At 70.8% G+C, this 24,249-nt stretch carries 19 protein-coding genes and 3 pseudogenes; 10 read left to right on the top strand and 12 right to left on the bottom strand.

All coding sequences use genetic code 11. The annotated features are described in order from the left end of the window. Nucleotides 1–148 precede the first annotated feature (148 nt). Nucleotides 149–334: a hypothetical protein gene (locus tag ACSMTC_RS39000; protein ID WP_436564502.1), complete on the top strand. Its 186-nt coding sequence runs from the start codon at nucleotides 149–151 to the stop codon at nucleotides 332–334. A gap of 268 nt (nucleotides 335–602) precedes the next feature. Here ACSMTC_RS39000 and ACSMTC_RS39005 read toward each other — a convergent pair whose 3' ends face one another. After that, nucleotides 603–1,232 carry a class I SAM-dependent methyltransferase gene (locus ACSMTC_RS39005; RefSeq protein ID WP_436564503.1) on the bottom strand — a complete coding sequence of 210 codons (630 nt, stop codon included), beginning with the start codon at nucleotides 1,230–1,232 and terminating at the stop codon, nucleotides 603–605. Nucleotides 1,233–1,541: 309 nt separating this feature from the next. On the opposite strand from ACSMTC_RS39005, the gene ACSMTC_RS39010 reads away from it, so the two are divergent. The 3 genes and pseudogenes from ACSMTC_RS39010 to ACSMTC_RS39020 all read left to right on the top strand — a co-directional run bounded on the left by ACSMTC_RS39010 (nucleotide 1,542) and on the right by ACSMTC_RS39020 (nucleotide 4,171). Then, nucleotides 1,542–2,582, top strand: a complete 1,041-nt coding sequence (locus ACSMTC_RS39010) for a hypothetical protein (protein WP_436564504.1) — start codon at nucleotides 1,542–1,544, stop codon at nucleotides 2,580–2,582. Nucleotides 2,583–3,235: 653 nt separating this feature from the next. Beyond that, nucleotides 3,236–3,313, top strand: a pseudogene (locus ACSMTC_RS39015) (GNAT family N-acetyltransferase); the annotation flags it as partial. Between the two features lie 63 nt (nucleotides 3,314–3,376). Next, nucleotides 3,377–4,171, top strand: coding sequence for a hypothetical protein (locus ACSMTC_RS39020; RefSeq protein WP_436564505.1), 795 nt, complete (start codon nucleotides 3,377–3,379; stop codon nucleotides 4,169–4,171). Here ACSMTC_RS39020 and ACSMTC_RS39025 read toward each other — a convergent pair. The 4 genes from ACSMTC_RS39025 to ACSMTC_RS39040 form a co-directional block, all read right to left on the bottom strand. Beyond that, complete coding sequence (locus tag ACSMTC_RS39025) at nucleotides 4,128–4,871, bottom strand: hypothetical protein (protein WP_436564506.1); 744 nt, start codon at nucleotides 4,869–4,871, stop codon at nucleotides 4,128–4,130. The two genes, ACSMTC_RS39020 and ACSMTC_RS39025, sit on opposite strands and share 44 nt — an antisense overlap. A 273-nt stretch (nucleotides 4,872–5,144) precedes the next feature. Further along, on the bottom strand, nucleotides 5,145–5,681 hold the full coding sequence (locus tag ACSMTC_RS39030) for a hypothetical protein (RefSeq protein ID WP_436564507.1): 537 nt from the start codon (nucleotides 5,679–5,681) through the stop codon (nucleotides 5,145–5,147). Between the two features lie 413 nt (nucleotides 5,682–6,094). Continuing rightward, complete coding sequence (locus ACSMTC_RS39035; protein ID WP_436564508.1) at nucleotides 6,095–7,360, bottom strand: sensor histidine kinase; 1,266 nt, start codon at nucleotides 7,358–7,360, stop codon at nucleotides 6,095–6,097. Further along, nucleotides 7,357–8,019, bottom strand: a complete 663-nt coding sequence (locus ACSMTC_RS39040; RefSeq protein ID WP_436564509.1) for a response regulator transcription factor — start codon at nucleotides 8,017–8,019, stop codon at nucleotides 7,357–7,359. Before ACSMTC_RS39040 ends, ACSMTC_RS39035 begins: the two co-directional genes overlap by 4 nt. Nucleotides 8,020–8,103: 84 nt before the next feature. On the opposite strand from ACSMTC_RS39040, the gene ACSMTC_RS39045 reads away from it, so the two are divergent. Beyond that, nucleotides 8,104–9,546, top strand: a complete 1,443-nt coding sequence (locus tag ACSMTC_RS39045; RefSeq protein WP_436564921.1) for an FtsX-like permease family protein — start codon at nucleotides 8,104–8,106, stop codon at nucleotides 9,544–9,546. A gap of 1 nt (nucleotide 9,547) precedes the next feature. Continuing rightward, nucleotides 9,548–10,246: an ABC transporter ATP-binding protein gene (locus tag ACSMTC_RS39050; RefSeq protein ID WP_436564510.1), complete on the top strand. Its 699-nt coding sequence runs from the start codon at nucleotides 9,548–9,550 to the stop codon at nucleotides 10,244–10,246. Between the two features lie 292 nt (nucleotides 10,247–10,538). Here ACSMTC_RS39050 and ACSMTC_RS39055 read toward each other — a convergent pair whose 3' ends face one another. The 5 genes and pseudogenes from ACSMTC_RS39055 to ACSMTC_RS39075 all read right to left on the bottom strand — a co-directional run bounded on the left by ACSMTC_RS39055 (nucleotide 10,539) and on the right by ACSMTC_RS39075 (nucleotide 15,413). Continuing rightward, a complete protein-coding gene (locus ACSMTC_RS39055; protein WP_436564922.1) occupies nucleotides 10,539–10,865 on the bottom strand; it encodes an RICIN domain-containing protein in 327 nt (108 codons plus the stop codon). Nucleotides 10,866–11,009: 144 nt separating this feature from the next. Next, nucleotides 11,010–12,263 (bottom strand): annotated as a pseudogene (locus ACSMTC_RS39060) (arginine deiminase). 50 nt (nucleotides 12,264–12,313) lie between these two features. Then, nucleotides 12,314–13,765, bottom strand: a complete 1,452-nt coding sequence (locus ACSMTC_RS39065; RefSeq protein WP_436564511.1) for a basic amino acid/polyamine antiporter — start codon at nucleotides 13,763–13,765, stop codon at nucleotides 12,314–12,316. 74 nt (nucleotides 13,766–13,839) lie between these two features. After that, nucleotides 13,840–14,274: a DUF1269 domain-containing protein gene (locus tag ACSMTC_RS39070; protein ID WP_436564512.1), complete on the bottom strand. Its 435-nt coding sequence runs from the start codon at nucleotides 14,272–14,274 to the stop codon at nucleotides 13,840–13,842. A 35-nt stretch (nucleotides 14,275–14,309) separates the two neighbouring features. Then, on the bottom strand, nucleotides 14,310–15,413 hold the full coding sequence (locus ACSMTC_RS39075; RefSeq protein WP_436564513.1) for a baeRF2 domain-containing protein: 1,104 nt from the start codon (nucleotides 15,411–15,413) through the stop codon (nucleotides 14,310–14,312). A gap of 1,066 nt (nucleotides 15,414–16,479) precedes the next feature. Here ACSMTC_RS39075 and ACSMTC_RS39080 point away from each other — a divergent pair. Next, nucleotides 16,480–17,013, top strand: a complete 534-nt coding sequence (locus tag ACSMTC_RS39080) for a hypothetical protein (protein ID WP_436564514.1) — start codon at nucleotides 16,480–16,482, stop codon at nucleotides 17,011–17,013. Nucleotide 17,014: 1 nt separating this feature from the next. Beyond that, complete coding sequence (locus tag ACSMTC_RS39085) at nucleotides 17,015–19,831, top strand: M48 family metalloprotease (RefSeq protein WP_436564515.1); 2,817 nt, start codon at nucleotides 17,015–17,017, stop codon at nucleotides 19,829–19,831. Nucleotides 19,832–20,346: 515 nt separating this feature from the next. Here the strand turns inward: ACSMTC_RS39085 and ACSMTC_RS39090 are convergent. Continuing rightward, on the bottom strand, nucleotides 20,347–20,964 hold the full coding sequence (locus ACSMTC_RS39090) for a TetR/AcrR family transcriptional regulator (protein WP_436564516.1): 618 nt from the start codon (nucleotides 20,962–20,964) through the stop codon (nucleotides 20,347–20,349). Between the two features lie 130 nt (nucleotides 20,965–21,094). Here ACSMTC_RS39090 and ACSMTC_RS39095 point away from each other — a divergent pair, with 130 nt between their 5' ends. Beyond that, nucleotides 21,095–22,543 (top strand): amidase, encoded by a 1,449-nt coding sequence (locus tag ACSMTC_RS39095; protein ID WP_436564517.1) that lies wholly within the window; start codon nucleotides 21,095–21,097, stop codon nucleotides 22,541–22,543. A 262-nt stretch (nucleotides 22,544–22,805) separates the two neighbouring features. On the opposite strand, the pseudogene ACSMTC_RS39100 reads toward ACSMTC_RS39095, so the two are convergent. Further along, nucleotides 22,806–23,273: pseudogene (locus tag ACSMTC_RS39100) on the bottom strand (ISAzo13 family transposase); the annotation flags it as partial. A gap of 300 nt (nucleotides 23,274–23,573) precedes the next feature. Between ACSMTC_RS39100 and ACSMTC_RS39105 the strand changes: the two are divergent. Further along, nucleotides 23,574–24,236, top strand: a complete 663-nt coding sequence (locus ACSMTC_RS39105; RefSeq protein WP_436564518.1) for a DUF4097 family beta strand repeat-containing protein — start codon at nucleotides 23,574–23,576, stop codon at nucleotides 24,234–24,236. Nucleotides 24,237–24,249 lie beyond the last annotated feature (13 nt).

Genomic DNA, 24,249 nt, shown 5'->3' on the forward strand with positions numbered 1-24,249 from the left:
GCCGGCCGGCCGGGCGGGGTCGGTCACGGTCGCGCCGGGGCGCGGGGTGGCCAGGCGGTAGTAGCGCTCCCGCTCGCTCTCGGGAACGCCGGGGGGCGGCTGGCCGGGCACCGCGATCAGCCCGTCCTCGCCCGCGGCCGCGACGCCGGTGAGCCGGGACGTCGCCCGCTCCCTGCACGCCACCGGAGCCCCCGGGTTCGCCAGGCTCGCCGAACCCGGCGTCACCTACTTCGAGTTGCCCACCGGCCACTTCCCCATGCTCACGACCCCGGCTGCCCTCACCGATGCGCTCGTGCGCGCGGCCGCGGGCGAGGGGGCGGGCCTCTACGACTGACAGTGCGCCAAGCGGCGGCGCCTGCCGTAGGCGATGGTGGGCGGTGGGAAGTCGGCGAGGCCGACTTCCCACTCACGGTGAGGTTCAGGCGGCGCTTGCCCGGGAATTCGTCGTCTTCCTCGATGAGCAGGCGGGGTCACCCGTTCACCCGGGCGTCATCGGCTTCGAGCGGGAGGACCCGCGGATGCCGCCCCCGGGCCTACCAGGCCGTGCCCCGGGGCTTCCAGCTGCCCGATCACGTCGATTCCGCCCCGTGTCGAGAACCTCGTCAGACGGTGTCGGCGGCATTCTCCTGTTGCAGTCCCAAGTAGGTCCAGCGCACGCCTCGCCGACCATGCGGGTCTTCACGTTCGCTGTGGTGCACAACGCTCAGACCATGGCCCCGGGCGAGCTCGATCGTCTCGTGCGCCGAAACGTTGAACATCCGTCGTCCGGCCGGGACGGGGCCGTGCCGCAGGGAGAGGATCACGCGCCCCTCGGAGGCGAGCATGTCGGCGATGCTCTCCATCGCCAACGCCCGCTGCATTTCGTCCAGATGCATCCACACGGCCGTCAGAAGGATCAGGTTGAACCGTTGGCTGCGACTGCGAAGCATCCTCATTTCGGGCAGCGAGTCATCGACCCATTCGATGTCCCGGTCGTCATGGATCCGCTGGCCCAGGGCACGAAGTTCCGCGGTGGGCTCAGCGGCGATGACCACGTGCCCCTGACCGGCCAGCGCGGCGGCATCGCGGCCACTGCCTGCCCCGATGTCGAGGATCGCGCTGGGCTGAGACGGGAACAGGTGCAGTACGTCGCGGTGGACGTCGGCGAAGGAGACGCTCTCGTACTGCTCGACGAGTGTGTCTGCGGCTTCGCCGTAGCCGGCGGTACTGGCAAGAGGCGTCGGGTCAATCACTCGTACAGATTAGCGAGCGGGCCACGAAGGCCGGATCCGCAGGCATTCGGACAGTTCCAATACCCGACTCCACGGGCAACTTGGGGGGAGCTGTTCGATGTTCACGAGAGGTGGCAGCAGCACCCGTTCACGTCCGCGGCTCGCTCCGTCAGCGGGGATCGGCCGGCCATCCGAGGGCGCGGAAGACCGCGACGGGGTCGAGGTAGTCCTGCCTCCTCCTCGCGGCCGCTGGAGATCTCCCTCTGGTGGGGGAGCGCTTTCGTTCGTCCGGCCGGTTCAGGGCGGGATCAGCGATCTCAGAGTGGAGCCATGACATCAGAGACCCGGGAGAGTACGGCGGCCTCCGCCAGGCAGCCCACCACGCGTCCGCGCAAGCGGGCGGCGCTGGAGGCGGACGCGCCCGGCAACCGGCTGCGGTGGGCCGTTCCGGTGACCCAGGCCGCAGCGGCCTGCTACGCGGCGCCGCAGATTTGGTGGTCGCTCGGCCACGCTCCGTCGTTCGGTCGGTTCGGTACCGATCTGCTGGTGGTCCCGCGCTGGGGGGTCGTGGTCCTGTGTGTGGTGGCGGTGGGGCTCGCGCACGGACTGCGGACGGCCGCCGGGCCCAACCGTGGCCTGTTGGGGGCGTCCTGGGCGGTGAGCGGTGTACTGCTCGTCTCCTGCCCGCTGCTGCTGCTCGACGTGGTCGGCACCCTGATCCCCGGGCTGCGGATCCCACACAACCTGCCCGGTGCGCTGAGCCGCGCGGCCTGCTTCGCGGTGGCCGCCCTGCTGTTCGGCTGTGCCACCGCGTACCGGCGCGGCCGTTGGGGCGACTGCCCACGCTGCAGCCGCACCGGGGAGGCGCAGCCGGCTGAGCCGGCGCGGCCCCCGCGCTGGGCCTGGTGGGGGGCCTACGGCGCGGTCGCGTCCTGCTGGCTGAGGATCGCCGCCCAGTACGGTCTGGGCTGGGTCGGTCCGGGACACCTCGATTTGGCCGAGGGGGCGTCCCTTGCGGTGTTCGACGCGGGTTTCGTCATAGCGGGCACGCTGCTGCCGCTGTCCCTGGTACACGGCTGGGGCCGGGCCTTCCCCCGTTGGGTGCCGCTGCTGGCCCGGCGCCGGGTGCCGCGCCGGCTGCTGCTGCCGCCGGCAGCCGGGATCTCCGTCGGGCTGCTGGTGTACTTCGGTGTGGGCATCGGCCAGTTGGTCGGGGAGACGATCCACTCCAGGCCGCAGCCGGGCTCACTGCCGCTGTCGTTCCTGTGGGTGGCGATGCCCGCGTACTGGCTGTGGGGACTGGGGCTCGGCGCGGCTGCGGTGTCGTACCACCGGCGGACCCGCCGTCCCTGCCGAGTGTGCGGACGCTGAGCCGAGCCTGTTCGGTGCCCGGTGTTCTTCGTCGCTCTGACCCCGGCCCGACCGGCACGGTAGGCCACTGGGGGCAGCGCGGAACTGACTGGGAAGGTGTCCTGCGCCAGCTGGAGGAGGCCTCCCGTGCGGGTGGCCGCGGTGGACGCACGGGTAGGGGCCCAGGCGTGGCCGGCTTTCGCGAGCTGCTCCATCGAGGCGCAGCGGGCGCCGGCGGCCGTGCAGTCGGATGCCGCAGCCACCCGGCCGCGCTGCCGTTCTGGGACGGCGACCTGAAGGTCGCCGGGCAAGGTGGTGCCCCGCATCCACGTTGGCCTGGCCCGGGGTTGGGGTCAGGGGGGTGATGCCGGTGGTCCGGGCGGGAAGGCCGAGGGTGAGGACGGCCAGGATTCGATGGAGGCCGTCGGTGACGCTGTATCGGGTGTTGTCGCTGAACTCGGTGATGTCGGGGAGGAGTTGGTGTCGTTCGGTGCCGGGTTCGCGGTCGTAGGCTGTGGTGTCGGGCATGAAGGTCGTGGTGTGGAGGTTCGGAGCCGGCTGTCGAGGCCGGGCGCGACTGACCTGTGGAAGCGAAGTCGGGACGGTCGTCGCGTCGTTGCCGCTGCGGGTCATCTGAGGTCTCTGTCCGGCGGGTGTGCGATAGGTTGCCCGCCATGACTGAGCTTGGGCCCGTTGCGTGGCCACCTGCCCCGATCAGGACCGAGCGGATCGTGCTCCGCGAGTCCGGGGCCCTGACATGACCTGCTCCGGGTCGGATATGTTCACGATCGGCTGTGCAACATAGGGGAGTTGACATGATCGACCCGGACGAATACGAGGCGACGGCCACGAAGGCCGGCCTGGGGGAAGCGGTCGCGGTGCACCCGCGGTACCGGCCGGTGACGCTGGCGATGCAGGCATGGATCGGCGGTGCGGCCCTGGCCATCGGCATGGGCGCCGGTGTGGCCGTCGGCACGTGGTGGCCCCTGGCGGTGGCCGTCGTCGTGATGATCGCGGCCGGGATCGCGTACGGGCGGCTGGCACCCGTCCAGGGCACGCAGGCCGTGCTGGTCTACCAGGGCGGTCTGCTCCTCGCCGCCCAGGCCGGGCCCGACCGCACCGTCCGCTGGGACGACATCAGGGCCACCGAGTACACCCCGGAGAGCTACCGGGACGAGCGACTGGGCGCCGGCCAGACCCGGACCACCCGCACCTACGAGCAGGGCGTGATCTGGATCGCGGGGGGCGCCGGACCGATCACCCTGCTGCACGTGCGGCGGATGGCCCGGCTGTTCGAGGAGATCGACAACCGGATCATCCCGGCCATCCTGGTCGACCTGAACGAGACGCTGCGCGCCGAGGGAAGCGTCCGGTTCGATCGGGGCCGGCTCGCCGTCACGCCCGCCGGGCTGGTCCACACGCCGCCGTACGGGCAGGGCGGGGAGTTCGCGTGGTCGCAGGTGCGGTCCGTGAAGGCCTCGGGCCACGGCGAGCTGGAGATCAGGGTGGTGACGGGTCAACCGCCGATCAGACTACGGCTGTTGAACGCCCGGGCGGCCGTGGAGTTCATCGAGGAGCTGCGCTCGGCGGCCGGCAGCGGTCAGGCTTGAGAACGGCGGCCGGAGCTGCCGCGCCTGATCCGGTGGGCGCGTGAGGCTGCTCCTCGCTCACCCGCTGCCGGGCCGCTTCCGGATCACCGCTCCACGGGGACGGCGACGCCGGGTAGGCGCGCCGCCCGTACCGCTCATGCCAAGCGCTCGGAGCGAGGGCGATGCCGGGGCGGTCAGACTCCTGCGGCGCGGCGCGGCGCCGGCGGTGGTGGTCGACGGTGACGGCGGCAAGGAGTGGCCCCCAGGCGACCAGGGGCAGGTAGAGGAATCCGGCGATGGTGTTGCCGAGAGGGGTCATGTCCGGGTGGGGGAAGACCCACCAGAGGGCGAACTGGGTCAGGCCCAGGGTCAGCGCCCCTGCGCCGAGGCCTGCCGCCGCGGTGATCGCGCGCGGGTTCGGCCGGCGCCCGCCGGCGAGGGGGACCCACCGCGGCAGCACCTCGCCCCACGGCCGGACCAGCCCGAGCGTGAGCAGCGCCAGGAGCTCTCCGGCCATGCTGAGCCCGACGACGTACACCGCGCCCCAGCCGGTGAAGCCCATCGCCTCGTAGCCGGCCTGGGTGTACCTGGCGGCGAAACCGGCCGCCAGCAGCAGGCGCCAGATCCCGGACGGCAGGGTGACCAGCGCGGCGGCATGGGCGGCACGGACGGCCCAGCGGGGCGGGAGCGGAAGAGCGGGGTCGAGTCGGGCGGCAGTCATGGGCACTATCGTCCCGGCGTGTCCGCGCCCCGGCGTCGTCCCTGAGGGCCGGCCTCGAACCCGGCTTCGGAAGGAGATCCGTACCGCCGTCTCCCCCGCGCGGGGGAGGGCTGTCCTCCTTCGCCGTTCACAGGAGCATCGATGAGGACGCGCGACCCCGTCACCCCGTTCGGCTCTACCTTCCCACGCGCGTCCACCTGTAGACCGACAGCCGGCCGCCCGCGCGCCGTCGAGTCGAGGGCCCGACCCTTGAACCTGACGTTCAACGTCCGGCTAAGCCTCCGGGCAGCTCCGAAGGAGCTCGGCGAAGGCCTCACCGGCGGAACCGGAGGGGAAGATCCGCAGCGCCGTGTCGCAGCTCGATGTGCTGATCACGTAGTGCTCGGCGAGGTGGGAGAAGTCGTCCCAGGGCTCCCAGACGTGGGCGCGCAGCAGGATCCGGCCGCAGCGGGTGCAGCCGATCCACGGCACCAGCACCAGGTCGGCGAGCTCCGACTCGCTCCAGCCCGTCACCACCTCGACCTCGTCGCCGTCACCATCGAGCAGTCGCACCGTGGCGGGCGCGCCGTCGCCCAGGCAGCGCAGGATGCCGGGCGTGAGCCGCTCGCGCTCGCCCCACTCCTCGGCGAGTACGGAGATCTGCGCCCGGTCCGCCCCGCTGATCGGGACCTGGCGGGCGAGCAGGCCCTCCACCAGCAGGCCGAGCCCGCACTCCTGTTCCCCGATCTCCCAGCAGTCCTTGACCTCCTTCGAGGCGGGTTCCGGAAGGAGATCGGCGATCCGGTGCCAGAGGGCGGTGTTGTCATCCATAGAGCGGACTCTAACGCCCCCGCTGATGTCTCCAGCAGGCAAGGGCCCGCGTTCGGACCGGGCCATGCTTGGTAGGGGTGGTGGTCGGTTTCGGCGGTGGGCGTCTTTGCCGCGAGGCGGGCGACCGCACGGAGCCGGCCGGCCGCGTCAGCAGTAGCCGGTGTGGAGGAAGCCGCGTTGGGAGGCCGTGCCCAGGCAGGTCGAGGGGGATGTCGACGTGGCTCGGGAGGGCAGCGAAGGGAACGTTGAGGAGGATGAACTCCCTCCGGTGTACCTGTCGCGCACGGACTGCTGATCGGCGGGCCACGGCGGCTTGGCGCCCAGGCCGAGCACGTCGGTGGCGATGCCCCCGCTTGCGGCCCGGGCTCCTCTTGCCGGGCCGCAGCTCGCGCCGGGCCCGCCCGCTGCGCGCGTCAGGGGCGGGCGGCTGAGGCCCCGCCGGGCAGCTGGACGGTGACGGTCAGTCCGCCGCCGGGACGCGGCACGGCGCCGGCCTTCCCGCCGTGGGCGCCGGCGATCGCGGAAACGATGGACAGTCCCAGGCCGTGGCCGCGCACCGGGGCCCGGCCGCCGCCGTCCGCGTCCCGCTCCGCCGGGGCCACCCGGCCCCCGGCCCGGTAGAAGGGCTCGAAGAGCCGGTCGACCGTCTCCGGGTCGACGGCGGGCCCGGTGTTGGAGACCGTGACCACGGCTCCCAGCCGCCCGTCGCCGGACAGCCGCACCACCACCCGGCCGCCGGGGACGTTGTGGGTGAGGGCGTTCTCCAGCAGGTTGCCCACCAACTGCCGCAGCAGCACCGGATCCGCCTCGATCCACAGCGGCCCGACGCCCTGCCGCCCGTCGGGCCCGGCCCCGCCCTCGACGCGTACGCCCCGTTCCTGCGCCACTGTGCCCACCGCCGCGACCGCCTCCGCCACCAGCGCGGCCAGGTCCGTGCGCTGCCGCTCCAGCGGCGTGTGCTCCGTCTCGGCCAGCCGCAGGAGGGAGCGCACGATGCCGATGCTGCGCTCGTTGGCCTCGGTCAGCATCGGGGCCAGCTCGCGCACCCCCTCCTCGCCGGGGCTCGCCGAGAGCACCTGCAGCACGGTGCGGGTCGTGGTCAGCGGAGTGAGCAGCTCGTGGGAGGCGTTCGCGGCGAAGCGGCGCTGCGCCCCGAAGGCCCGCTCCAGGCGGACGGTCATGGTGTCGAAGCTGTCCGCCAGCGAGTGCAGCTCGTCGTCGGGCCCGCGGGCGTCGATCCGGTGCCCGAGATCGCCCTCGGCCACCCGCGAGGCTGCCTCGTCCAACGCCCGCAGCGGCGCCAGCAGACGACGTGTCAGGAACCACCCGGCGACCGTGCCGGAGACCGCCACCAGGCCAAGCCCGGCGGCGCAGCTGGTCAGCACGGCGGACTGGACGTCGGTGAGGGTGCTCACCTTGGAGATGTGTTGCGGTTCCCCGTGGGTCGGCTGGATCGGTGTGCCCGTGCTGGGCGTCGACGGTAGCGGGGAGGCGGGGGTGGAATTCTCCCAGTGCACCGTTCCATCGGGAACGACCACCGTGGTCTGGTAGGAGGGGAGGTAGTGCATCCCCGCTACCAGAACCAGGGCCATCAGCCCTGCCGCGGCCAGCAGCAGCGCCCCGAACCCGGCGAAGAGCCGGCCCCTGATCCCGAGGAGGCTGGGGCCCGGGCGCCTCATGGTGCCTGCAGATAGTAGCCGGCACCGACGGCGGTGTGGAGCAGTGGCGGATCGCCCAGCTTGCGCCGCAGCGCGTGGACCACCAGGCGTACCGCGTTGTCCCCGGCATCCGAGTCCAGGCTCCACGCCTTGTCCAGCAGGTCGCCCAGGGAGAGCACCCCGCCGTCGGCGCGCAGCAGCAGCTCCAGCACCGCGGACTCCTTCGGGGTCAGCGCGATCGTGCGGCCCGCCCTGGTGACGCGGCGGCGGTGGGTGTCGAAGCGCAGGTCGGCCAGGGCCAGCTCGGGCGGGTAGGCCATCGGGGCGCGCCGGTACAGCGCCCGCAGCCGGGCCACCAGCTCGTCGAAGTCGAAGGGCTTGGCCAGGTAGTCGTCGGCGCCCAGCCCCAGGCCCTCGATCCGGTCGCCGGTGGTCCCGGCCGCAGTCAGCATCAGCACCCGCACCCCGGAGCCCTCGGCGACGATGCGGCGGCAGACCTCGTCCCCGTGCACGACCGGCAGGTCCCGGTCCAGCACCACGGCGTCGTAGTCGTAGACCCGCAGCCGCTCCAGCGCCACCGCGCCGTCCGGGGCCAGGTCCACGGCGATGGCCTCGCGCCGCAGCCCGATCTCCAGGGCACGGGCGAGCGGGCGTTCGTCCTCGACGATCAGTACACGCATGCCTCGACGGTAACCCGGCCGCCGGACCCGACCGCCGAGCAAAGACCGTCCACAGACGGCCGCTCCTAGCGTGAACGCGTGAACATGAACCCTTTCAAACGCGCCTGGTGGCGCCTGATCGCACATCCGGGCAAGACGGCGCTGATGGTGCTGATACTCACCGTGATCTGCACGCTGGTGCTGTCGGGTCTGCTGGTCCAGTCGGCCGTGTCGAGAGCCACGGAGGATGCCAAACGCCAGGTCGGCGCGGTGGCGACGATGAAATGGGACCTCAACGCCGCCATCAACAGCGGCGCGGTCGACGTCGGTCCCAAGGGCGGACAGTTCGGCCTCGAGACCGGGAACCTGGATCGGCGGAAGCTGGACCAGATGGCCCGCATGCCCGGCGTGCAGAGCTACAACTACCTCGTCGACAACACCGGGGCCAACCCCACGAGCGGCATCCCCCTGTACCGCGCGGTGCCGCCCCCCGCCGACTCCAGCGGCGCCAACAGCGTCATGACGGACTTCTTCAGCGTCAACGGTGTGCTGGACTCCTCGCAGCTGTCCGCCTTCCGCAGCGGGGACTCCTCGATCGTCTCCGGGCACGGCCTGAGTGAGAAGTCCAGCGGCAACCAGATCCTGGTCGAGCAGCGGCTCGCGAACGCCGACCACCTCAAGGTCGGCGACAAGGTCAAGCTGAAGGTCAACGCGCTCGACAGTGGTGACCTGGGCAAGGAGATCGAGTTCACGATCGTCGGCGTCTACAGGAGCGGCACGGCCTCCTCCAGCAGCTACGTGCCGCCGATGTCCGACCCGGGCAACCTGATCTACACCACCCTCGACGGTGCCGCCGCCCTCAACAGCCAGAAGGTCGGCGCCGGTGGCGCGCCGGTCAAGCAAGCCACCTTCAACCTCACCGGCCCGGACCAGTTGGCCGCGCTCAACGCCGCCGCCAAGAAGGCCGGTTTCGACCCGAAGCTCTTTCCGATCACCCTCAACGACACCCAGTACCAGGCCATGGTCGGCCCCATCGACAAGACCGCCGACTTCGCCACCCTCACCGTCTGGCTGGTCTCCGTCGCCGGTCTGGGCATCGTCGCCCTGCTGGTGGCTGCCCAGGTGCGCGATCGCAGGCGGGAGCTGGGCATCCTGATGGCGATGGGGGAGCGCAAGCCGCGGCTGCTGGGGCAGCAGCTCGCCGAGGTCGTGGCCTGCGCACTGCTGGCCGTCGGCCTGTCCACCGCCGTCAGCCCCTTCCTCTCCCAGGCCCTCGGCAGCTCGCTGCTCTCCGACCAGGTCAGCTCCGCACAGCAGAACGCGCGGCAACAGGAGAAGAACAACCCCGGCCAGCTGGCCGGCGCCGGGGGCTCACCCGTCGACGGCACCGGCATCAAGCCGATCTCGAAGCTGGAGGTCAGTCTCGGCGCCGGGGACATCGCGGGCGTGGGCGCCGCGGGCCTGGGCATCGCCGCGCTGGCGGTGGTCGCCCCCGGCCTGAGCCTGATGCGCCTGCAGCCCAACGAGATCCTCACCAAGGGAGAGTGACATGACCAGCCCCGAGAAGCCCGCGGGCGGCGCGCTGCTGCGTTTCGACAACGTCAGCTTCGGCTACCCCTACCGCGGTAAGACGCGGTACATCCTGCGCCAGGTGGACCTGGAGCTGGAGGCAGGGCGGATGTACGCGGTGGTCGGGCCCTCCGGCAGCGGTAAGACCACCTTCCTGTCCCTGGCCGCGGGCCTCAGCTCCCCTCAGTCGGGCCGGGTCTGCTACGACGGCCAGGACGTGGCGAGGATCGGCCTGGAACGCTACCGCAACCGGCACGTCGCCACCGTGTTCCAGTCCTTCAACCTGCTGCCCTACATGACGGCGGTACAGAACATCACCTCCGCCATGGAGATCACCGGGGTGCGCGGGGTGGACCGCCGCAAGCGCGCCGAGGAACTGCTGGAGCGTCTGGGCATCGACGAGGAGGACCGCCACCGCCGGACCCTGCAGCTCTCCGGTGGCCAGCAGCAGCGCGTCGCCATCGCCCGGGCCCTGGCCTGCGAGGTGCGGCTGCTCTGTGCGGACGAGCCCACCGGATCGCTCGACGAGGACACCGCGCGCGGCATCGTGGAGATCTTCCAGGAGCTCGCCCACGGGCAGGGCTGCTGTGTGGTCCTGGTCACCCACGCCCGCGAGGTGGCCCGTGCCTGCGACCAGGTCCTGGAGCTGCGGCGCGGCCGGTTGCAGACCGCCGGCTGAGTAGGGCCGGGACCGGCGTGGTGGCCGTTGCTCCGTCTCCAGCGCCCGCCGCTTGAAGTGAAGTGGGCCGCCGACGAGGTGCCCGTGGCTCGGGTCCTTTGCCGCTGAGCCGGTGCAGCACCTCGGCGAGATGCCCCGCACTGCCTGATCGGGCGCACCTCCGAGGAACCCGGAGCGGCGGCCCACCGGCCTGGTGGGCCGGTGAGAACGCCGGTGAGAGACGGCATCGGGCCAGGCCGGGGGCCGGTGGGAAGCGGGGCGGCCGCGTCGTTGGGGTGGCCGCGCGGTTTGATCAGGCGCCGACCCAGTAGTACTTGCTGCGGATGCCGGTCGAACCGTCGCCTTGGGCGAAAAGGTGGAAACTCTGGTTCGTGGTGCCGGCGTAGGGCCGGCCGGTCACCGCGCCCGTACTGGACATGTCCAGGACCAGGCCGTTGTGTGCGCCGCGGATACCGACGGAGCCGTCGGACTGGTTGACGACTGTGAAGTACTGATCGCTCGAGGTGCTGGTGGGCTGCACGGTTACCGTGCCGTTGGCGGCCATGCTCAGGACCAGGCCGCTGTACACGTTTTCGACCCTGTAGGTGATGCCGCCGGCGCCAGGCCCGCCAACCTGAATTGGAAGCTCTGGCTCTGAACGACCTGGTACGCAGGGGGCGGTCGGCGTAGTCCATCGCGATCATGCCGGTGGTCTTCCCCGCGGCGACGCCGTTGAGCAGGCTGAGCGTGTAGGGGTTCAACTGCTGGGCGTGTCCCCACAGTTTCAAGGGTCGCGGATGAGAGGGCAGGTCATGCAGTGGCCGCCGCCGCGGCCGCGGCCGAGTTCCGCGCCGACGATGGTGATGACCTCCACCCCTGCTTTGCGCAGCAGGGTGTTGGTCTGGGTGTTGCGGTCGTAGGTGAACACGACCCCCGGCTCGATGGCGACGGCGTTGTTGCCGCTGTCCCACTGCTGGCGCTCGGAGGCGTAGACGTCACCACCGGTCTCGATCACGCGCGGCTTCTGCAGCCCCAGCGCCTTGGCCACCACCGCCACGAAGGTGTGTGAACCCTCGTCGACGATCTCGACACCGGGGACTTCGTCGCTCGGGCGCAGGGAGAAGGTGTGGACCGCGTCCATGATGGTCGGGAAGAGTGTGACGATGTCGCGGTCGGCGAAGGTGAAGACGGTGTCGAGGTGCATCGCCGACCGGAGCTTGGGCATGCCGGCGACGATGACGTGCTCGGCGGCGCCGTTGCGGAACAGGGCCGCGGCGACCTGGGTGATGGCCTGGCGGGAGGTGCGTTCGCTCATGCCCATGAGTACGACGCCGTTGCCGACCGGCATGATGTCGCCGCCTTCGAAGGTGGCCTGTCCCCAGTCCTGTTCGGGGTCCCCCCACCATAGGGTGGATCCGGTGAAGTCCGGATGGAACTGGTAGACGGCCTTCATGAGCAGTGTCTCGTCGTGGCGGGCCGGCCAGTAGAGGGGGTTGAGGGTGAGGCCGGAGTAGAGTCAGCAGGTCGTGTCCCGGGTGTAGAGGGTGTTGGGCAGCGGTGGCATCAGGTACTCACGGGCCCCGGTCGCCTCGCGGGCCAGTGCGACGTACGGTGAGCGGAACTCGTCGGGCAGGTCGGAGGTGGCCAGGCCCCCGATCAGGAGATCCGCCAGGGCGCGTGGTTCCAGGGACTCCAGGTAGGCCCGGGTGCCGTCGATCAGGCTGATACCGACCTGGTTCGCGATGATCTTCCGGTCGAGGAGCCACTCCCTGGCCTGGGGGATCGCCACGGTCTGAGCGAGTAGGTCGTGCAGTTCCACGACGTCCACGCCCCGGGTGCGGAGCTTGTTCACGAAGTCGGCGTGGTCGCGCTGTGCGTTCTCCACCCACATCACGTCGTCGAACAGCAGGTCGTCCGCGTTGGTCGGGGTGAGTCTGCGGTGGGCGAGCCCCGGCGCGCAGACCAGGACCTTTCGCAGCTTGCCGACTTCCGAATGGACGCCGAGTGCGGTCGAGGCCGTGCTGTCTTGGCTTGGCATGGTGAACCTTTCCTGGGAGTTCGACGCCGACGGTCCGGGCGGACGGGTGGTCAGACGCTGATCCAGCCGGCCGCCAGCGCGATCACACCGAGGACCGCGCCGGTCACCGATACGGCGAAGATGACGAGTTCGGCGGGTGAGAACACCCGTCTGCCCTGCTCTCTTCGGGCCATGACGAACAGGATCGTGGCCGGCGCGTAGATGATGAAGGACACCAGGACGTACTTCAGACCTGCCGCATAGAGCAGGAATGCCGTATAGACCGTGGCGAGCACGCTGATCACGAGGTCACGCTTGGTGCCGGGTAGGGCGGCCGTGTCCTTCGGCTTAAGGATCTTCACGGCGTACGCGGCGGCGAGCAGGAACGGGATCAGGCTCAGCGCGCTGGTCAGGTCGAGAGCGAAGTTGAACGCGTCCTCGGAGAACAGCGTGATGATCAGCATGGCCTGGGTGAGGACGGTGGTCATCACCAGTGCCGGCACCGGGACGTCCACGGCGCTGGAGCGGCGCAGGAACCTGGGCATGTCGTCGTCCTTGGCGGCGACGAACAGCACCTCGGCCGCCATCAGCGTCCACGCCAGATAGGCGCCGAGCACGGAGACGATCAGGCCTGCACTGACGAACACCTTCCCCCAGGTGCCCACCGCGTGCTCCAGCACGCCGGCCATCGAGGGCTGCCGGAGCTGGGCGATCTCGCTCATCGGCAGGATGCCGTAGGACACGATGGTGACCGAGGCGAAGACCGCGAACACGCTCAGGAAGCCGAGCACCGTGGCGCGTCCGACGTCCTCGCGGCGCTTGGCGTGCCGGGAGTAGACGCTGGCGCCCTCGACGCCCAGGAACACGAACACGGTGGCCAGCATGGTGCCCCTGACCTGGTGGAACAGCGAGCCGGCATAGTCGGCGCCGCGGAAGTTCTGGGCGAAGACGTCCGGTTTGAGGACGAACAGCGCCAGGACGACGAACACCAGGATCGGGACGATTTTGGCGACGGTCACGATCCGGTTGATCGCCGCAGCCTCCTTGGTGCCCCGTCGGATGAGGAAGAAGAACGACCACAGTCCCACCGTGGACAGGACCACCGCGAGTGCGGTGTCTCCTTCTCCGAGCGCGGGAGCGACGGCGCCGATCGTGGACATGATCAAGACCCAGTAGGTCACGTTGCCGACGCACGCGCTGGCCCAGTAGCCGAAGGCGGAGAAGAAACCGAGGTACTCCCCGAAGCCCGCCTTGGCATAGGCGTACACACCGGCGTTGAGGTCGGGCTTGCGGACGGCGAGAGTCTGGAAGACCAGGGCGAGCATCAGCATGCCGGTGCCGGCGATCACCCATGCGATCAGCGCACCGGCGACTCCGGTCTCCTCGGCGAAGCGGCGCGGCAGTGAGAAGACCCCGGCGCCCACCATCGAGCCGACGACCATCGAGGTCAACGTCAGCAACGTCAACTTGGCAGCCGGCGCCGATCCGGCACCGGTCGTGTTGGCCGCATCTTCTCTGGACATGTGTCGTCAATCCGGATCGTCGGCTGCGCCGGGCGCGGCTCGGCCGGCCCGGCGTGGTGAGGTGGTGCGGTACTTCACTTCAGGGGCCTGGTGCCGCCGTAGGGCTGCATGGCGGCGGCGAACTTGTCCTCGGTGATCTTCGAGGCCATGATCACCACGGCGGATCTGCCGGGGCCGAGCAGATCGTGGACCTGGTTGCGGAACTGGTCGTTGATGCCGGTTTTGCTGAGCTTGCCGATCAGGCCGCCCATCGCTCCGCCGAGGAGCAGGCCGAGGCCGGGCACCAGGAAGAGCAGGCCGAAGACGGCACCCCAGAGGGCTCCGCTTGCGGCGGACACGCCGACGATCTTGGAGGGGGTGTCGACGTGGGTCTCGCCCTTCTCGTCGACGTGGACCACGGCGAGGCCGGCAAGGTTGACGATGAAGTCGCCCTGCAGTTTCTGTACCTGCTGGTAGGCCTGGGTGGCCTGGGTCGGACCGTCGTAGCCGATGACGATCAGTTCAGACATTCCTACCTCCGGACGGTCGGGGGGAGTAGGGGCGTTCAGTCGCCGTAACGCAGGACGGCGGCGCAGCCGTCGTCGGCGTGGACATCGGGCAGCAGTTCGCTGAAGGCGGCGCCGGTCATGGTGGCGGCGTTCAGCAGCAACTGCGCAGCGGGGGCTTCGAAGGCGTCCGCGGTGTGCTCGCCGAGGGCCTCGCGGGCGCTGGCCACCAGCCGCGGGTCGACGTGGGTACCCCATTTGAGCGGGTCCGCGCCGCGGTCGGCGGTGAGCAGGAGGGTGTGCACGCTGCTGTTGGCGAAGGCCTCCGACACGGCGGGGATGCCGTGCACGGCCCGCCCTTGGCCGAGTGCTTCGCGGTAGCCGTTCATCGCCTGCTCGTGGCTTCGGCGCGAGGCGTCGGCGAGTGCCTGGTCGACGGCCTGCCGCAGCGCGGTGAGGGCGTCCCCTCCCGCGCGCCCGCCGGGCACGTCCACGAGTTCGGCCTCGAGCCGGTGGGGGGCGAGTTGTTCGCGCAGCACGCCGAGGGCCTTCGGGTCCCCGCCGACGAAGATCAGGCGGGCGCCGACCGCCTCGACGGCTTCGGCGATCTCGGCGGCGACCCCTGCGGCGTTGTCGGTCCACACGTTGCGGGTCCGCCGGTGGTAGGAGGCCATCGACGGGCCGCCCGCCCGGACCCGGGTGATGTGCAGCGTGCTGCCGTCGTAGGTGCGGCTGGTGACGGGGTCGAAGGCGCCTGCCGGGTAGGCGTCGATGTCGCCGCCCTCGCGGTCGAGGGCGACCATCACGTAAGGCAGCTGGTGGTCGAGGTCGAGCACGGTCTCCAGCGGGTCGGCGAGGGGGCCCGTCACGACCCGGTTGCGCGCCGGCGGTTCGGAGAGCGTGAAGGCGGCGAGCAGCTTGCCGTCGGAGACGAAGAGCGACTCGCCCTGCGGGCCGACGAGGTGGGGCGAGCCGCCCGCGGCGTCGTCGAGCGTTCGGAGGGTGGAGTCGTCTACACCGTGGTGTTCCAGGTCGCGGCGCAGATCGCGCCAGGTGACCTCTAGGCGCTTGTCCGAGTCCTGGTCGGTCCGGCTCGTGTCCAGGTGCACCGACACGACCGGACTTGCGACCTCGAACAGGGGGCGGAGCAGTCCGAGATCCATCGGAAGCTCCAGCGGTGATGGGCGGACCCCACCCATTCTCGTCGCAGATACGACAAATCGGACAGCTGTCGAGCTGTTGGGGTGCGAGCCGTCTGCACGGCTCTCCGTCTGCCGTCCTCGCGTGGCGAGCGCTCGGTGAAGCTCCTGCTGCAGACCAGCACCATGCTGGTCGAGGCCGAGAAGGCCCGGTGGGCTCAGGCGATCACCGCCCGCCTCGGGAACCGGGAGGTGGCCCGGGCCGGCCGCCGCGGCGACATTGAGGCGGCGGACGGCACGGTCCGGGAGCTGGAGACACCGCCGCTGGTGCGGGATCCGATCACCGGCAAGCAGGCCACGCACCCGCTGATCCGGTGGCTGCTGTGCGGGGTGGCCGAGCACGGCTCAGGAGCTGCGTGTCTTCGATCGGGGCGGCGGGCTGGTATCGGTCGACTGGCGCCACCCGTGGCACAACTACGCGCTCCTGACCCGCCCGCTGATCGACCTGGGACGGTCGGCGGCCGTCGATCGCCACGTCCTCCTCGACGTCGGCTTCGACGGCTTCTCGCGCAACCGGGCCGAGGGGTCCTGTACAGCATGCACACCCGGCTCAACCACGTCAGGACCGGAACACCCCTTGCTCCTGTCCGGGACCCCTGGGGGCCGTCGCACCCCGCCGGTGCTGGTCCCAGACCCCGGCCAGGTGGCCGATCCGGTGGAGCGGGAGGCTGTATGTCGTGGCCTTCGACCGCGGCTGCGAGTGCGGCGTGCGCGGCCTCCAGATCACCCGCTGCGCCGACCGGTTCGCTCACCCCGGCGAAGCCGCCCGCGCCGTCCCCGGAGCCGTGGATGCGCCGCCACCCGCCGCGCGTTCTCCGCCACCAGCCCGGACGAGAACACCGTGCTGTTCGCCGACACTCGCGGATCCGTCAACGGCAGCCTGCACCGCCGCGATCCGAGACAGGACACCGTTCCGGCCGAGCTGCCCACTGCACCCTTCGAGGAACTCCCAAAACCTCACTCGCTGAGGGGACTTGGTGGTTGAATCTCAGCGCCGGGGGGCGATCGGTTGTCATGGAGGGGGATCGTCGTGCACGAGGCAGGGGCTCGGCGGCAGGAACTGGTCACGTTTGCCGCCCGACAGGCCGTGGGCGTGGTGGCGCCGGAGGAGTTGGTGTTCTTCGAGCCGCTGGCCGCGCAGTTCGCCAGGCGCGGCGAGCTGCCGCGCGAGCGACGCTATGCGGACGGGGTCATCGGGTCGGGGTGGGACACCGCGGTGATGCTTATCAGTCCGGTGGCGCTGGCGTTGGCGAATTCGCTGTACAACCGGCTGCTGGACAACGTCAGCGACGAGGTCCTCAAGCGCGGTGGGCATGGCCTGCTGCATGCCTGGCGCAGGCTTCGTCGAACCGGGCGTACGGTGCCGGGTCTGACCAACGGGTCCGAAGTGCGAGCTTCGGCGGCGGGCGACACCGGGCTGCGAGAGCAACTGCTCTCCCAGGCCGAAGGACTGGGAGTCGCGGCGGAGAAGGCGCAGGCGCTGGTGGACGCGCTGCTGACGGCGGTCGAGGACGGCCCCCCGCCGCAGGGCGCACCGGAGAGCGACGACACCGGGATCGCCTGAGATGGCGCGTCCGGCCGAGGGTCCGTTCAGCGCTCCGTCCAGCACGACCCTGCGGTTTGCCTCGCTGGTCCTGCTGGCGGCCGCCGTCACCGCGACGTGGTGGGGGACGCTAGTCGACCTCTGGCACCCGACTGACGGGCTCCCCGAAGCCCGGTGCGAGGTGTACAGCGGCTACTACACGCAGATGGGCCCCTCGGCCTGGCTCTCGCCGCAGGACGAGGTCAAGTACCAGCACTACCAGCACTGCGCGGCGGGTGTGGCGCTTCCCAACATCCTGTCGGTGGCCGGTGTGCTGGGGGTGCTGGCGCTGGTGACGCTGCTGCTGTTCGCGCTCCATCCCTGGTGGCACGGGCGCCGTCGGCGGCTGGTGCCGATCGAGGAACTGCCTTCGCCCGATTCCACGGCCCTGCGCGAGGAGTTGCGGGAGCTGGTGGGCCTGGCGGGGCTGTCCCGTGCGCCGCGTTTCCTCCTCGACCCGGCCAACCTCCGCCCCGCCGGGCAGGCGTTCGGTGGCCTCGGCCGGCGCCGGGTCTCACTGAGCGTCGGACTCGTGGCGCAACGACGCCACGCCCCCGAGAAGTTCCGGGCCGTGGTGGCCCACGAGCTGGCCCACGTCCGCAACGGCGATGTGACCGTCACCTATCTGACGCTCGCGGTCTGGCGGGCGTTCGTCCTGGTGACCGTCCTCCCGGTCCTGGCCGCCCTGGCGGATCCGCTCCTGGAGACCACCCAGCCGCTGCGCAACCCGCTGCGCGGCTCGCGGCACCTGTTGCTCTCCCAGTTCATCGAACTGGGCTGGTTCTTCCTCGTCCTGATCGCGCTGGGCTACGTCCTGCGCGTCTCGGTGCTGCGGGCGCGGGAGGGCTACGCCGACGCCCGGGCCGCACAGTGGACCGGCCCGGCGGCCTTGCGTGGGGTCTTCGCGGTGTCGGCCGAGCGGGACGGCACCCGCTGGTGGCACACCCACCCGCGGCTTCTGACCCGGGTGCGGTTGCTGGAGCGGCCCGAAGGGCTGCTGCGGCCTGGTTTCTGGGAGACCTTCACGGCCGCGTTCGTGGTCCAGATCGCCGGCGACTACGCGCGCCAGGCGAAGGACAACTGGAACGCTCCCACCGGGTCCTTCGCCTATCAGGGAACCTACGATGCCGCCACGGCGCTGACGGCCCTGGTGGTGGTCGTGGTCGCCTGGCGGGGCGCGGCGTTCATCCGCTCGGGTGCAGGTGGCCGCGGCGTGTACACGCGCGCGGGCCTCGGTCTCGGACTCGGTCTGGCCTCGGCCTACGGCCTCAGCGCCCTGCGCATGTACGGGGTGCTGCGGAACGGCCCCGGCTCGGAGGGGTCGTTCACCGCGGCCGGTCTCGGGCAGGACCTGATCATCGTCACCCTCATGCTGACGGCCGTTCTGGTGCTGTGCCACTGGGCGGGACACTGCTGGCAGCTGGTCGCCACCGCGAGCCGGCGACGTCGGGTGCTGGCCGCTGCCGTCATGCTGCTGGTGGGATGGGCGTGCCTGCGCTGGTGGAACGACTACAACTACGAGTTGCCGCCGCTCGGGCCGACCCTGTCCGCGGACACGACGGTGTGGCGGCACTTCGTGTCGCAGGCACACGGGACCGGGCTGGACCTGGCCGTCGTCGAGGCCGTACTGGCTCCCTTCATCCTGGCGGCGCTGATCGGGCGGGTGACCGTCTTCGCCGCCCCGCTGCTGTGGCTCCTCCCCCTGCTCGTGGGAGCGGCCCGGCGCGAGGCCATTCGTTCCGCGGCCCGCATCGGGGCCATCGCGGCGTCGATGTGGCTGGTGCTCGACATCGGCCTGCGGATCCTGGCACACCTGACAGCTCCTCCTGCGGTCCGGGCAACAGGCGGATACGCGGTGGTGTTCCTCTGCTGGGAGATCGCTGCCGTCCTGGCCGTCCAGGCGGGCGCCGCCGTCCTGCTCGGCTCCCGGCGAACGCGGATGATGCCGGCCCTGTTCGCCACCACCCTCACCAGCCTGCTGTGCTGCCTCCTCCTGTGGGGTGAACACCGGACCGATGCCTGCCTGCCCGGTCTCGGGCTCTCGGCCGGCGGCTGCCCCGGCCCCGGCGACGTCTTCGTCGCCTTCGAGGCCCTGCGCGCCGTCGGTATCCTCGGGTTCGTGCTGACCATGGCCGGCGTCCTGCTCGGCCGCAGACTGCGCCGACGGCCCAAGCCGCGTCCCGCGGCCGTCGGCCTGCCGGGCACTGCGGCGCGGCTGGGGCTGGTGGCCGTGGCCGGGATGTTCGTAGCGGTGGCCGTCTGGCCGACGCTACACCTGTGGCCGGACGCCCGGCACCCGCGGGTCGACCTCGTGGGCACAGCACTGGGCCTCGCACCGGCGACGCACTACAGCCCGGAGGAAATCGGGAAGGTAAGCTACCGGGACTGGCTGCAGGGCGGCGGGCAGTCGCAGCTTGCCGGCTCCCACACCGCGTTCTTCCGCTACGCCCAGCAGCTGGAGCCGTCGTTGCTGAAGCAGCTGCAGCCGTCGTTGGTAAAGCAGAACCTTGACTGGCTCGCCATCGCCCGGGACCCGCAGCTGCGGAAGAGCTGCCAGGACCTGGCCACCGCAGTCGGACAAGCCCGCGCGTTCCCGGCACCACCGTGGGACACGGCCAGCGCATCCTGGAGCTCCTACCTGCAGCAACTGGCGGCCTCCGCCGACAACTGCACGGCGGCAGCCACCGCTGCGGACTCCCAGGCCGCGCAAGCCGACCTCTACGCCTCCTGGGTGTCTACGACTCAGCAGGTCAACGCCCTGCTGGAGGACGAGACAGCGGCCATGAACCCGCTGCGGTGACCCGCCGCCGCCATGGCTGCTCAGAGTCCCCCCGGACCTGGCCGTCCGCTGCGCTACCGCCAGCGCCGCCGACCTCGTGTGACTGCGCGCCGTAGATGGACAGAGTCTTCCCGTTACTTGGCCAGCCCGCCCTGGTCGCCTATGACGAGGGCAGGCCGCCGGGGCACCGCGGTCATCGCGGCCGCGTACGCCTTGCAGGTCCGGTCTGTGTGCTTGCGGCTGCGTGACCTGTCTCATGAGGGTGTGCCACACCTCCGCGCTGGTGCCGCGCTGCTCCAACTCGGCCAGGCGGGCGGCGCCGGCCTCCACGGTCATCGGTATCCGCCGACCATCGGGTGGACGTCGGCGATGGACTGGAGGCGCGGGTCCGCTGCCGGGCGGCCTGCTCACCGGGTGTCGGCCAATACGAACAGCAGCGAGGGTGCGGGCGGGTGGTGTAGCAGCTGGCGGCGGTGCCGGTGGTGACTGCGGCGGGGGCGCTCCGCCACGTCAGGATCACTCTGTGGTGCGGCCTTTCACGGGGCGGTCTTGGGGGCCGTGTGGCGGTCGAGGATGCCTTCGATGATCCTCATGAGCCGCTCACTCGTGTGCTCGATGCTTCCGTTCTGGGTGCTCACCTGGGCTCCTTCAAGGGCGAAGGTGATCTCCGCGGCCGCCTCGTCCGGGTCGGGCAGCCCGGCCCGGGCGCACAGCTCGGTGAGGCGGCGCGCCTGGCCGGCCTTGTGGGCTTCGATCAGCTGCCGCGCCGGGTGGGTGCGGTCGGGCAGTTCCGCGATGGAGTTGATGAACGGACAACCCCGGTGGGAAATCTCGGAAAGTCCGTCGGCGATGAACCGGGCCATCCCCAGGATCTGCGCCCGGGGCTCGTCGGGGTGCGCGTCCTCCAGCTGGTCGAACGCGGCGGTGTAGTCGGCTGCGACGATGCGGAGCCATTCCTCGACCAGCGCGTCCTTGGTCGCGAAGTGGCGGTACAGCGCCATCTTGGTGGTCTCGGCCCGGCTGGCGATCGCCTGGACACCCACCGCCTTGATCCCCTCGCGCGAGAAGAGCTCCTCCGCCGCGTCAAGGATCCGCTCCCGGGGCGGCAACTTGGCCACCCTGCCCTGCCTGCTGACTCTCTCCACGCTCGCCATGCGGCCCCTCATCGGTCCGGTGGGGCGTTGCGCCACCCTGGCCGCAATGTTACGTTACCGACCAGTCTCGTGTGATACCGATCGGTCTCTTGAGATACCTATCGGTACCGATTCTCCTGAATGGGCGGAAGTGAAGCTCTCCGAGTACGTGAACTACGACGGTGTCGGCCTGGCCGGACTGGTGGCTCGCGGCCAAGTGACTGCCGCGGAACTCGCCTCGACCGCCCAGCTGGCGTCCGACCTGGTGAATCCGCAGATCAACGCCGTTGTCGAGACCTGGCCCGCACAGGACACGCCGGCTCCGGGCAGTACGCCACTGGCGGGGGTGCCCTTCCTGATCAAGGACATCGCCGTCGCGATGGCCGGCAAGCGGGTGGAGCTGGGCAGCCGTATCGCCGCGGGAAACGTCGCCGGAGCCGACTCATCGCTCATGGCGCGCTTCCGTCGCGCCGGGCTGGTGACGCTCGGGCGTACGGCGACTCCGGAGTTCGCATACAGCACCACCACGGAAGGCGTCCTGTACGGCGCCACCCGTAACCCCTGGGACCCGACCCGTAGCCCTGGCGGCTCCAGCGGCGGCTCGGGAGCCGCCGTCGCCGCGGGCATCGTCCCGATCGCGCATGCCACCGACGCAGCGGGCTCCATCCGTGTCCCCGCCGCCAGCAACGGTCTGTTCGGACTGAAGCCGACCCGCGGTCGGATCTCCCTGGGCCCCGACGCGGACGAGGTCTTCAACGGGCTCGCCGTCCACGGCGTCCTCAGCCGCTCGGTACGCGACAGCGCCGCGCTGCTGGACCTCGTCCATGGCCCCGAGGCCGGTGACCCCTATTCCGCCCGGCGGCCGGAGCGGCCCTATGCGCAGGAGGTCACCCGCTCCCCGGGTAGCCTGAGGATCGGCCTCCTCACGCGGCCCTGGGGCGGTCGGGTCGTCGACGGCACCGTCGTCGACGCCACACTCCGCTCCGCACGACTCGCCGAGTCCCTGGGGCACCGGGTGGAAGAGGTCCAGGTCGACCTCGGCGTCAGCTGGGAGGAATTCACCCTGGCCAATGCCCGCATCTGGAGCACCAATCTGGTGACGTGGATCGACGGCTTCGCCGCGGCCTTCGGGCGACCCGTCGGCTCCACCACCGTCGAACCCGAGATGCTGGCCAGTTACGCCTACGGACAGCAGGTCAGCGGGGCCGAGTTCGTCCACGCGCTCACGATGCGCAACAGCGTCGCGCGCGCGATCGGCCGGTACTTCACCGACTACGACCTGCTGCTCACCCCGACCCTGCCCGAACTGCCCGTCCCCTTGGGCACGTATGCCGAGTGTGCCGAGGGCGCCGACGGTCTCGGCTGGGTCAGGCAGGTCTTCCACCGCTCGCCCTTCACCGCCGCGTTCAATGTCGCGGGCACCCCCGCCATGTCCGTACCCCTGGAGACCGACCCCGCCACCGGACTCCCCATCGGCATCCAGTTCGCCGCGGGATACGGACGCGAGGACGTCCTCTTCCGTCTCGCCGGACAACTGGAACAGGCTGCTCCCTGGGCGCAGCGGACCCCCGCCGTGTGGGCGGGCAGTCACCACAACTGAATGCCGACGATGCCTCATCGCCGTACGCGTGCGTGAGTCCAGCCATCTGCCTCCCCGGGCCGATCCGAAACGAGCGTGTCGGAAAGTTCGTGCGAGTCCGTGATCCGGGAGGCTGGCCGAGGCCTGGCTCAGGGCCTTGGCCGGCTGGAACGGACGGGGCATGGGCGGGAAGGAAGAACCGGTCGTCAAGCCGGTCGATGAGCGGTTGACGGACGAGGACGTCGAGCGGTTGATGGACCGCGCCGACGCTTCGGGGGCGGCTTTGCTGGGTGAGGGTGCCGCCACGAGTGCCGGGACGGCGGTCGCCGTCGCTGTGCCGGCGTTTCTCGATCGCGGCCGCGTAGGGCACGACCAGCTCTTCGAGCAGAGCGTGCAGGGCTTCGCGGGTCATGCCGGTCGGCGCCGGGCTGGTGAGCGCATGGCGACTTGGCTCCATCAGGTGCTGGTCCGGGTCGGCCTGGGTGATGAAGGCGCACAGGTCCTGGGCTCGGGTGAAGTAGTGGGCCACGGTCGGCGTGATGGTGATCTTGTGTTCGCCCGGAAGCTGCCGAGCGGCCTTGAGGGCTTGCCCGATGGTGACCGGATTGATTGAGAGCAGGTCGCGGCGCACCTTCTGCGGGCAGACCTGTCGCACGTCGACCACGGTGACCAGGACTTCGTCCTCGGGCCCCCGTTGCGGATGCCGCCGGCAACGAACCGCGGCTGTCACGCAACCCCGACGACGCCCGCCGGGAGAATGCGGGAGGAACTGCGCCTGGGGGACGGGGATGGCCACAAGCTCCAGTGCCTGACCGCCGCCAACTGCCGCGAAGCCGCCACTTTCCTCCCGGCCGGGGCGAAGTTCGCCGCGTTGCGCCAGGTCATGAGCGGGGTGTCGGTCACGTGCTTCGGTGGTGGTGTCCATCGGTGCCTGCCGTTTCGCTGAGGTGACACCGTGTCAGGGACGGTGTCAGTGCGGTGGCTGTCCTGTGTCAGGACGGCAGGGGATCGTCAACGCATCGGAAACAACGAGCGAGCACAGGAGAGCATCATGCAGAAGTTCGACACTCCCACCCCGATCTCCGCCGTCCTGGCCGTCCCCGCCGGACGCATCCAGTTCATCGCCGCCGACCGCGCCGACACCACGGTCGAGATCCTGCCCGCCGACCCCTCCAAGAGCCGCGACGTCCAGACCGCCGAGCAGACCACCGTCGCCTACACCGACGGCGTCCTGCGGATCCACACCCCCGAACCCAAGAACGCGCTCCTCGGCAACGGATCCGTGGAGGTCACCGTCCAGCTGCCCGCCGGCTCCCGCATCGAGACCAGGGCCGCCGCCTGCGAGCTGCGCGGCGTCGGCCGCCTGGGCGAGGTCGTCTTCGAAGGCGCGTACCGCCGGATCACGATCGACGAGGCCGCGAGCGTCCGCCTCACGGCGACCGACGGCGACGTCGAGGTCGGCCGCCTCACCGGCCCCGCCCAGATCAGCACGGCACGTGGCGACATCCGGATCACCGAGGCCGTACGCGGCACGGTCCAGCTCCGCACCCAGTCCGGCGACATCACCATCGGCGCCGCCACCGGAGTCTCGGCCGCCCTGGACGCCGGCACCGCCCACGGCCGCATCAACAACGCCCTCAGGAACGACGGCACCACCGAACTCGACATCCACGCCACCACCTCCCACGGCGACATCACCGCCCGCAGCCTCTGACCCGCCCCCGCCA

The organism is Kitasatospora sp. HPM-01-4, assembly GCF_051374625.1.
GTDB lineage: Bacteria > Actinomycetota > Actinomycetes > Streptomycetales > Streptomycetaceae > Kitasatospora.

Coding starts and splice junctions, on each gene's coding strand:
- ACSMTC_RS39010 (WP_436564504.1), top strand. CDS start 1,542: ATGACATCAGAGACCCGGGAGAGTACGGCGGCCTCCGCCAGGCAGCCC.
- ACSMTC_RS39020 (WP_436564505.1), top strand. CDS start 3,377: ATGATCGACCCGGACGAATACGAGGCGACGGCCACGAAGGCCGGCCTG.
- ACSMTC_RS39025 (WP_436564506.1), bottom strand. CDS start 4,871: ATGACTGCCGCCCGACTCGACCCCGCTCTTCCGCTCCCGCCCCGCTGG.
- ACSMTC_RS39030 (WP_436564507.1), bottom strand. CDS start 5,681: ATGGATGACAACACCGCCCTCTGGCACCGGATCGCCGATCTCCTTCCG.
- ACSMTC_RS39035 (WP_436564508.1), bottom strand. CDS start 7,360: ATGAGGCGCCCGGGCCCCAGCCTCCTCGGGATCAGGGGCCGGCTCTTC.
- ACSMTC_RS39040 (WP_436564509.1), bottom strand. CDS start 8,019: ATGCGTGTACTGATCGTCGAGGACGAACGCCCGCTCGCCCGTGCCCTG.
- ACSMTC_RS39045 (WP_436564921.1), top strand. CDS start 8,104: ATGAACCCTTTCAAACGCGCCTGGTGGCGCCTGATCGCACATCCGGGC.
- ACSMTC_RS39050 (WP_436564510.1), top strand. CDS start 9,548: ATGACCAGCCCCGAGAAGCCCGCGGGCGGCGCGCTGCTGCGTTTCGAC.
- ACSMTC_RS39065 (WP_436564511.1), bottom strand. CDS start 13,765: ATGTCCAGAGAAGATGCGGCCAACACGACCGGTGCCGGATCGGCGCCG.
- ACSMTC_RS39070 (WP_436564512.1), bottom strand. CDS start 14,274: ATGTCTGAACTGATCGTCATCGGCTACGACGGTCCGACCCAGGCCACC.
- ACSMTC_RS39075 (WP_436564513.1), bottom strand. CDS start 15,413: ATGGATCTCGGACTGCTCCGCCCCCTGTTCGAGGTCGCAAGTCCGGTC.
- ACSMTC_RS39085 (WP_436564515.1), top strand. CDS start 17,015: ATGGCGCGTCCGGCCGAGGGTCCGTTCAGCGCTCCGTCCAGCACGACC.
- ACSMTC_RS39090 (WP_436564516.1), bottom strand. CDS start 20,964: ATGGCGAGCGTGGAGAGAGTCAGCAGGCAGGGCAGGGTGGCCAAGTTG.
- ACSMTC_RS39105 (WP_436564518.1), top strand. CDS start 23,574: ATGCAGAAGTTCGACACTCCCACCCCGATCTCCGCCGTCCTGGCCGTC.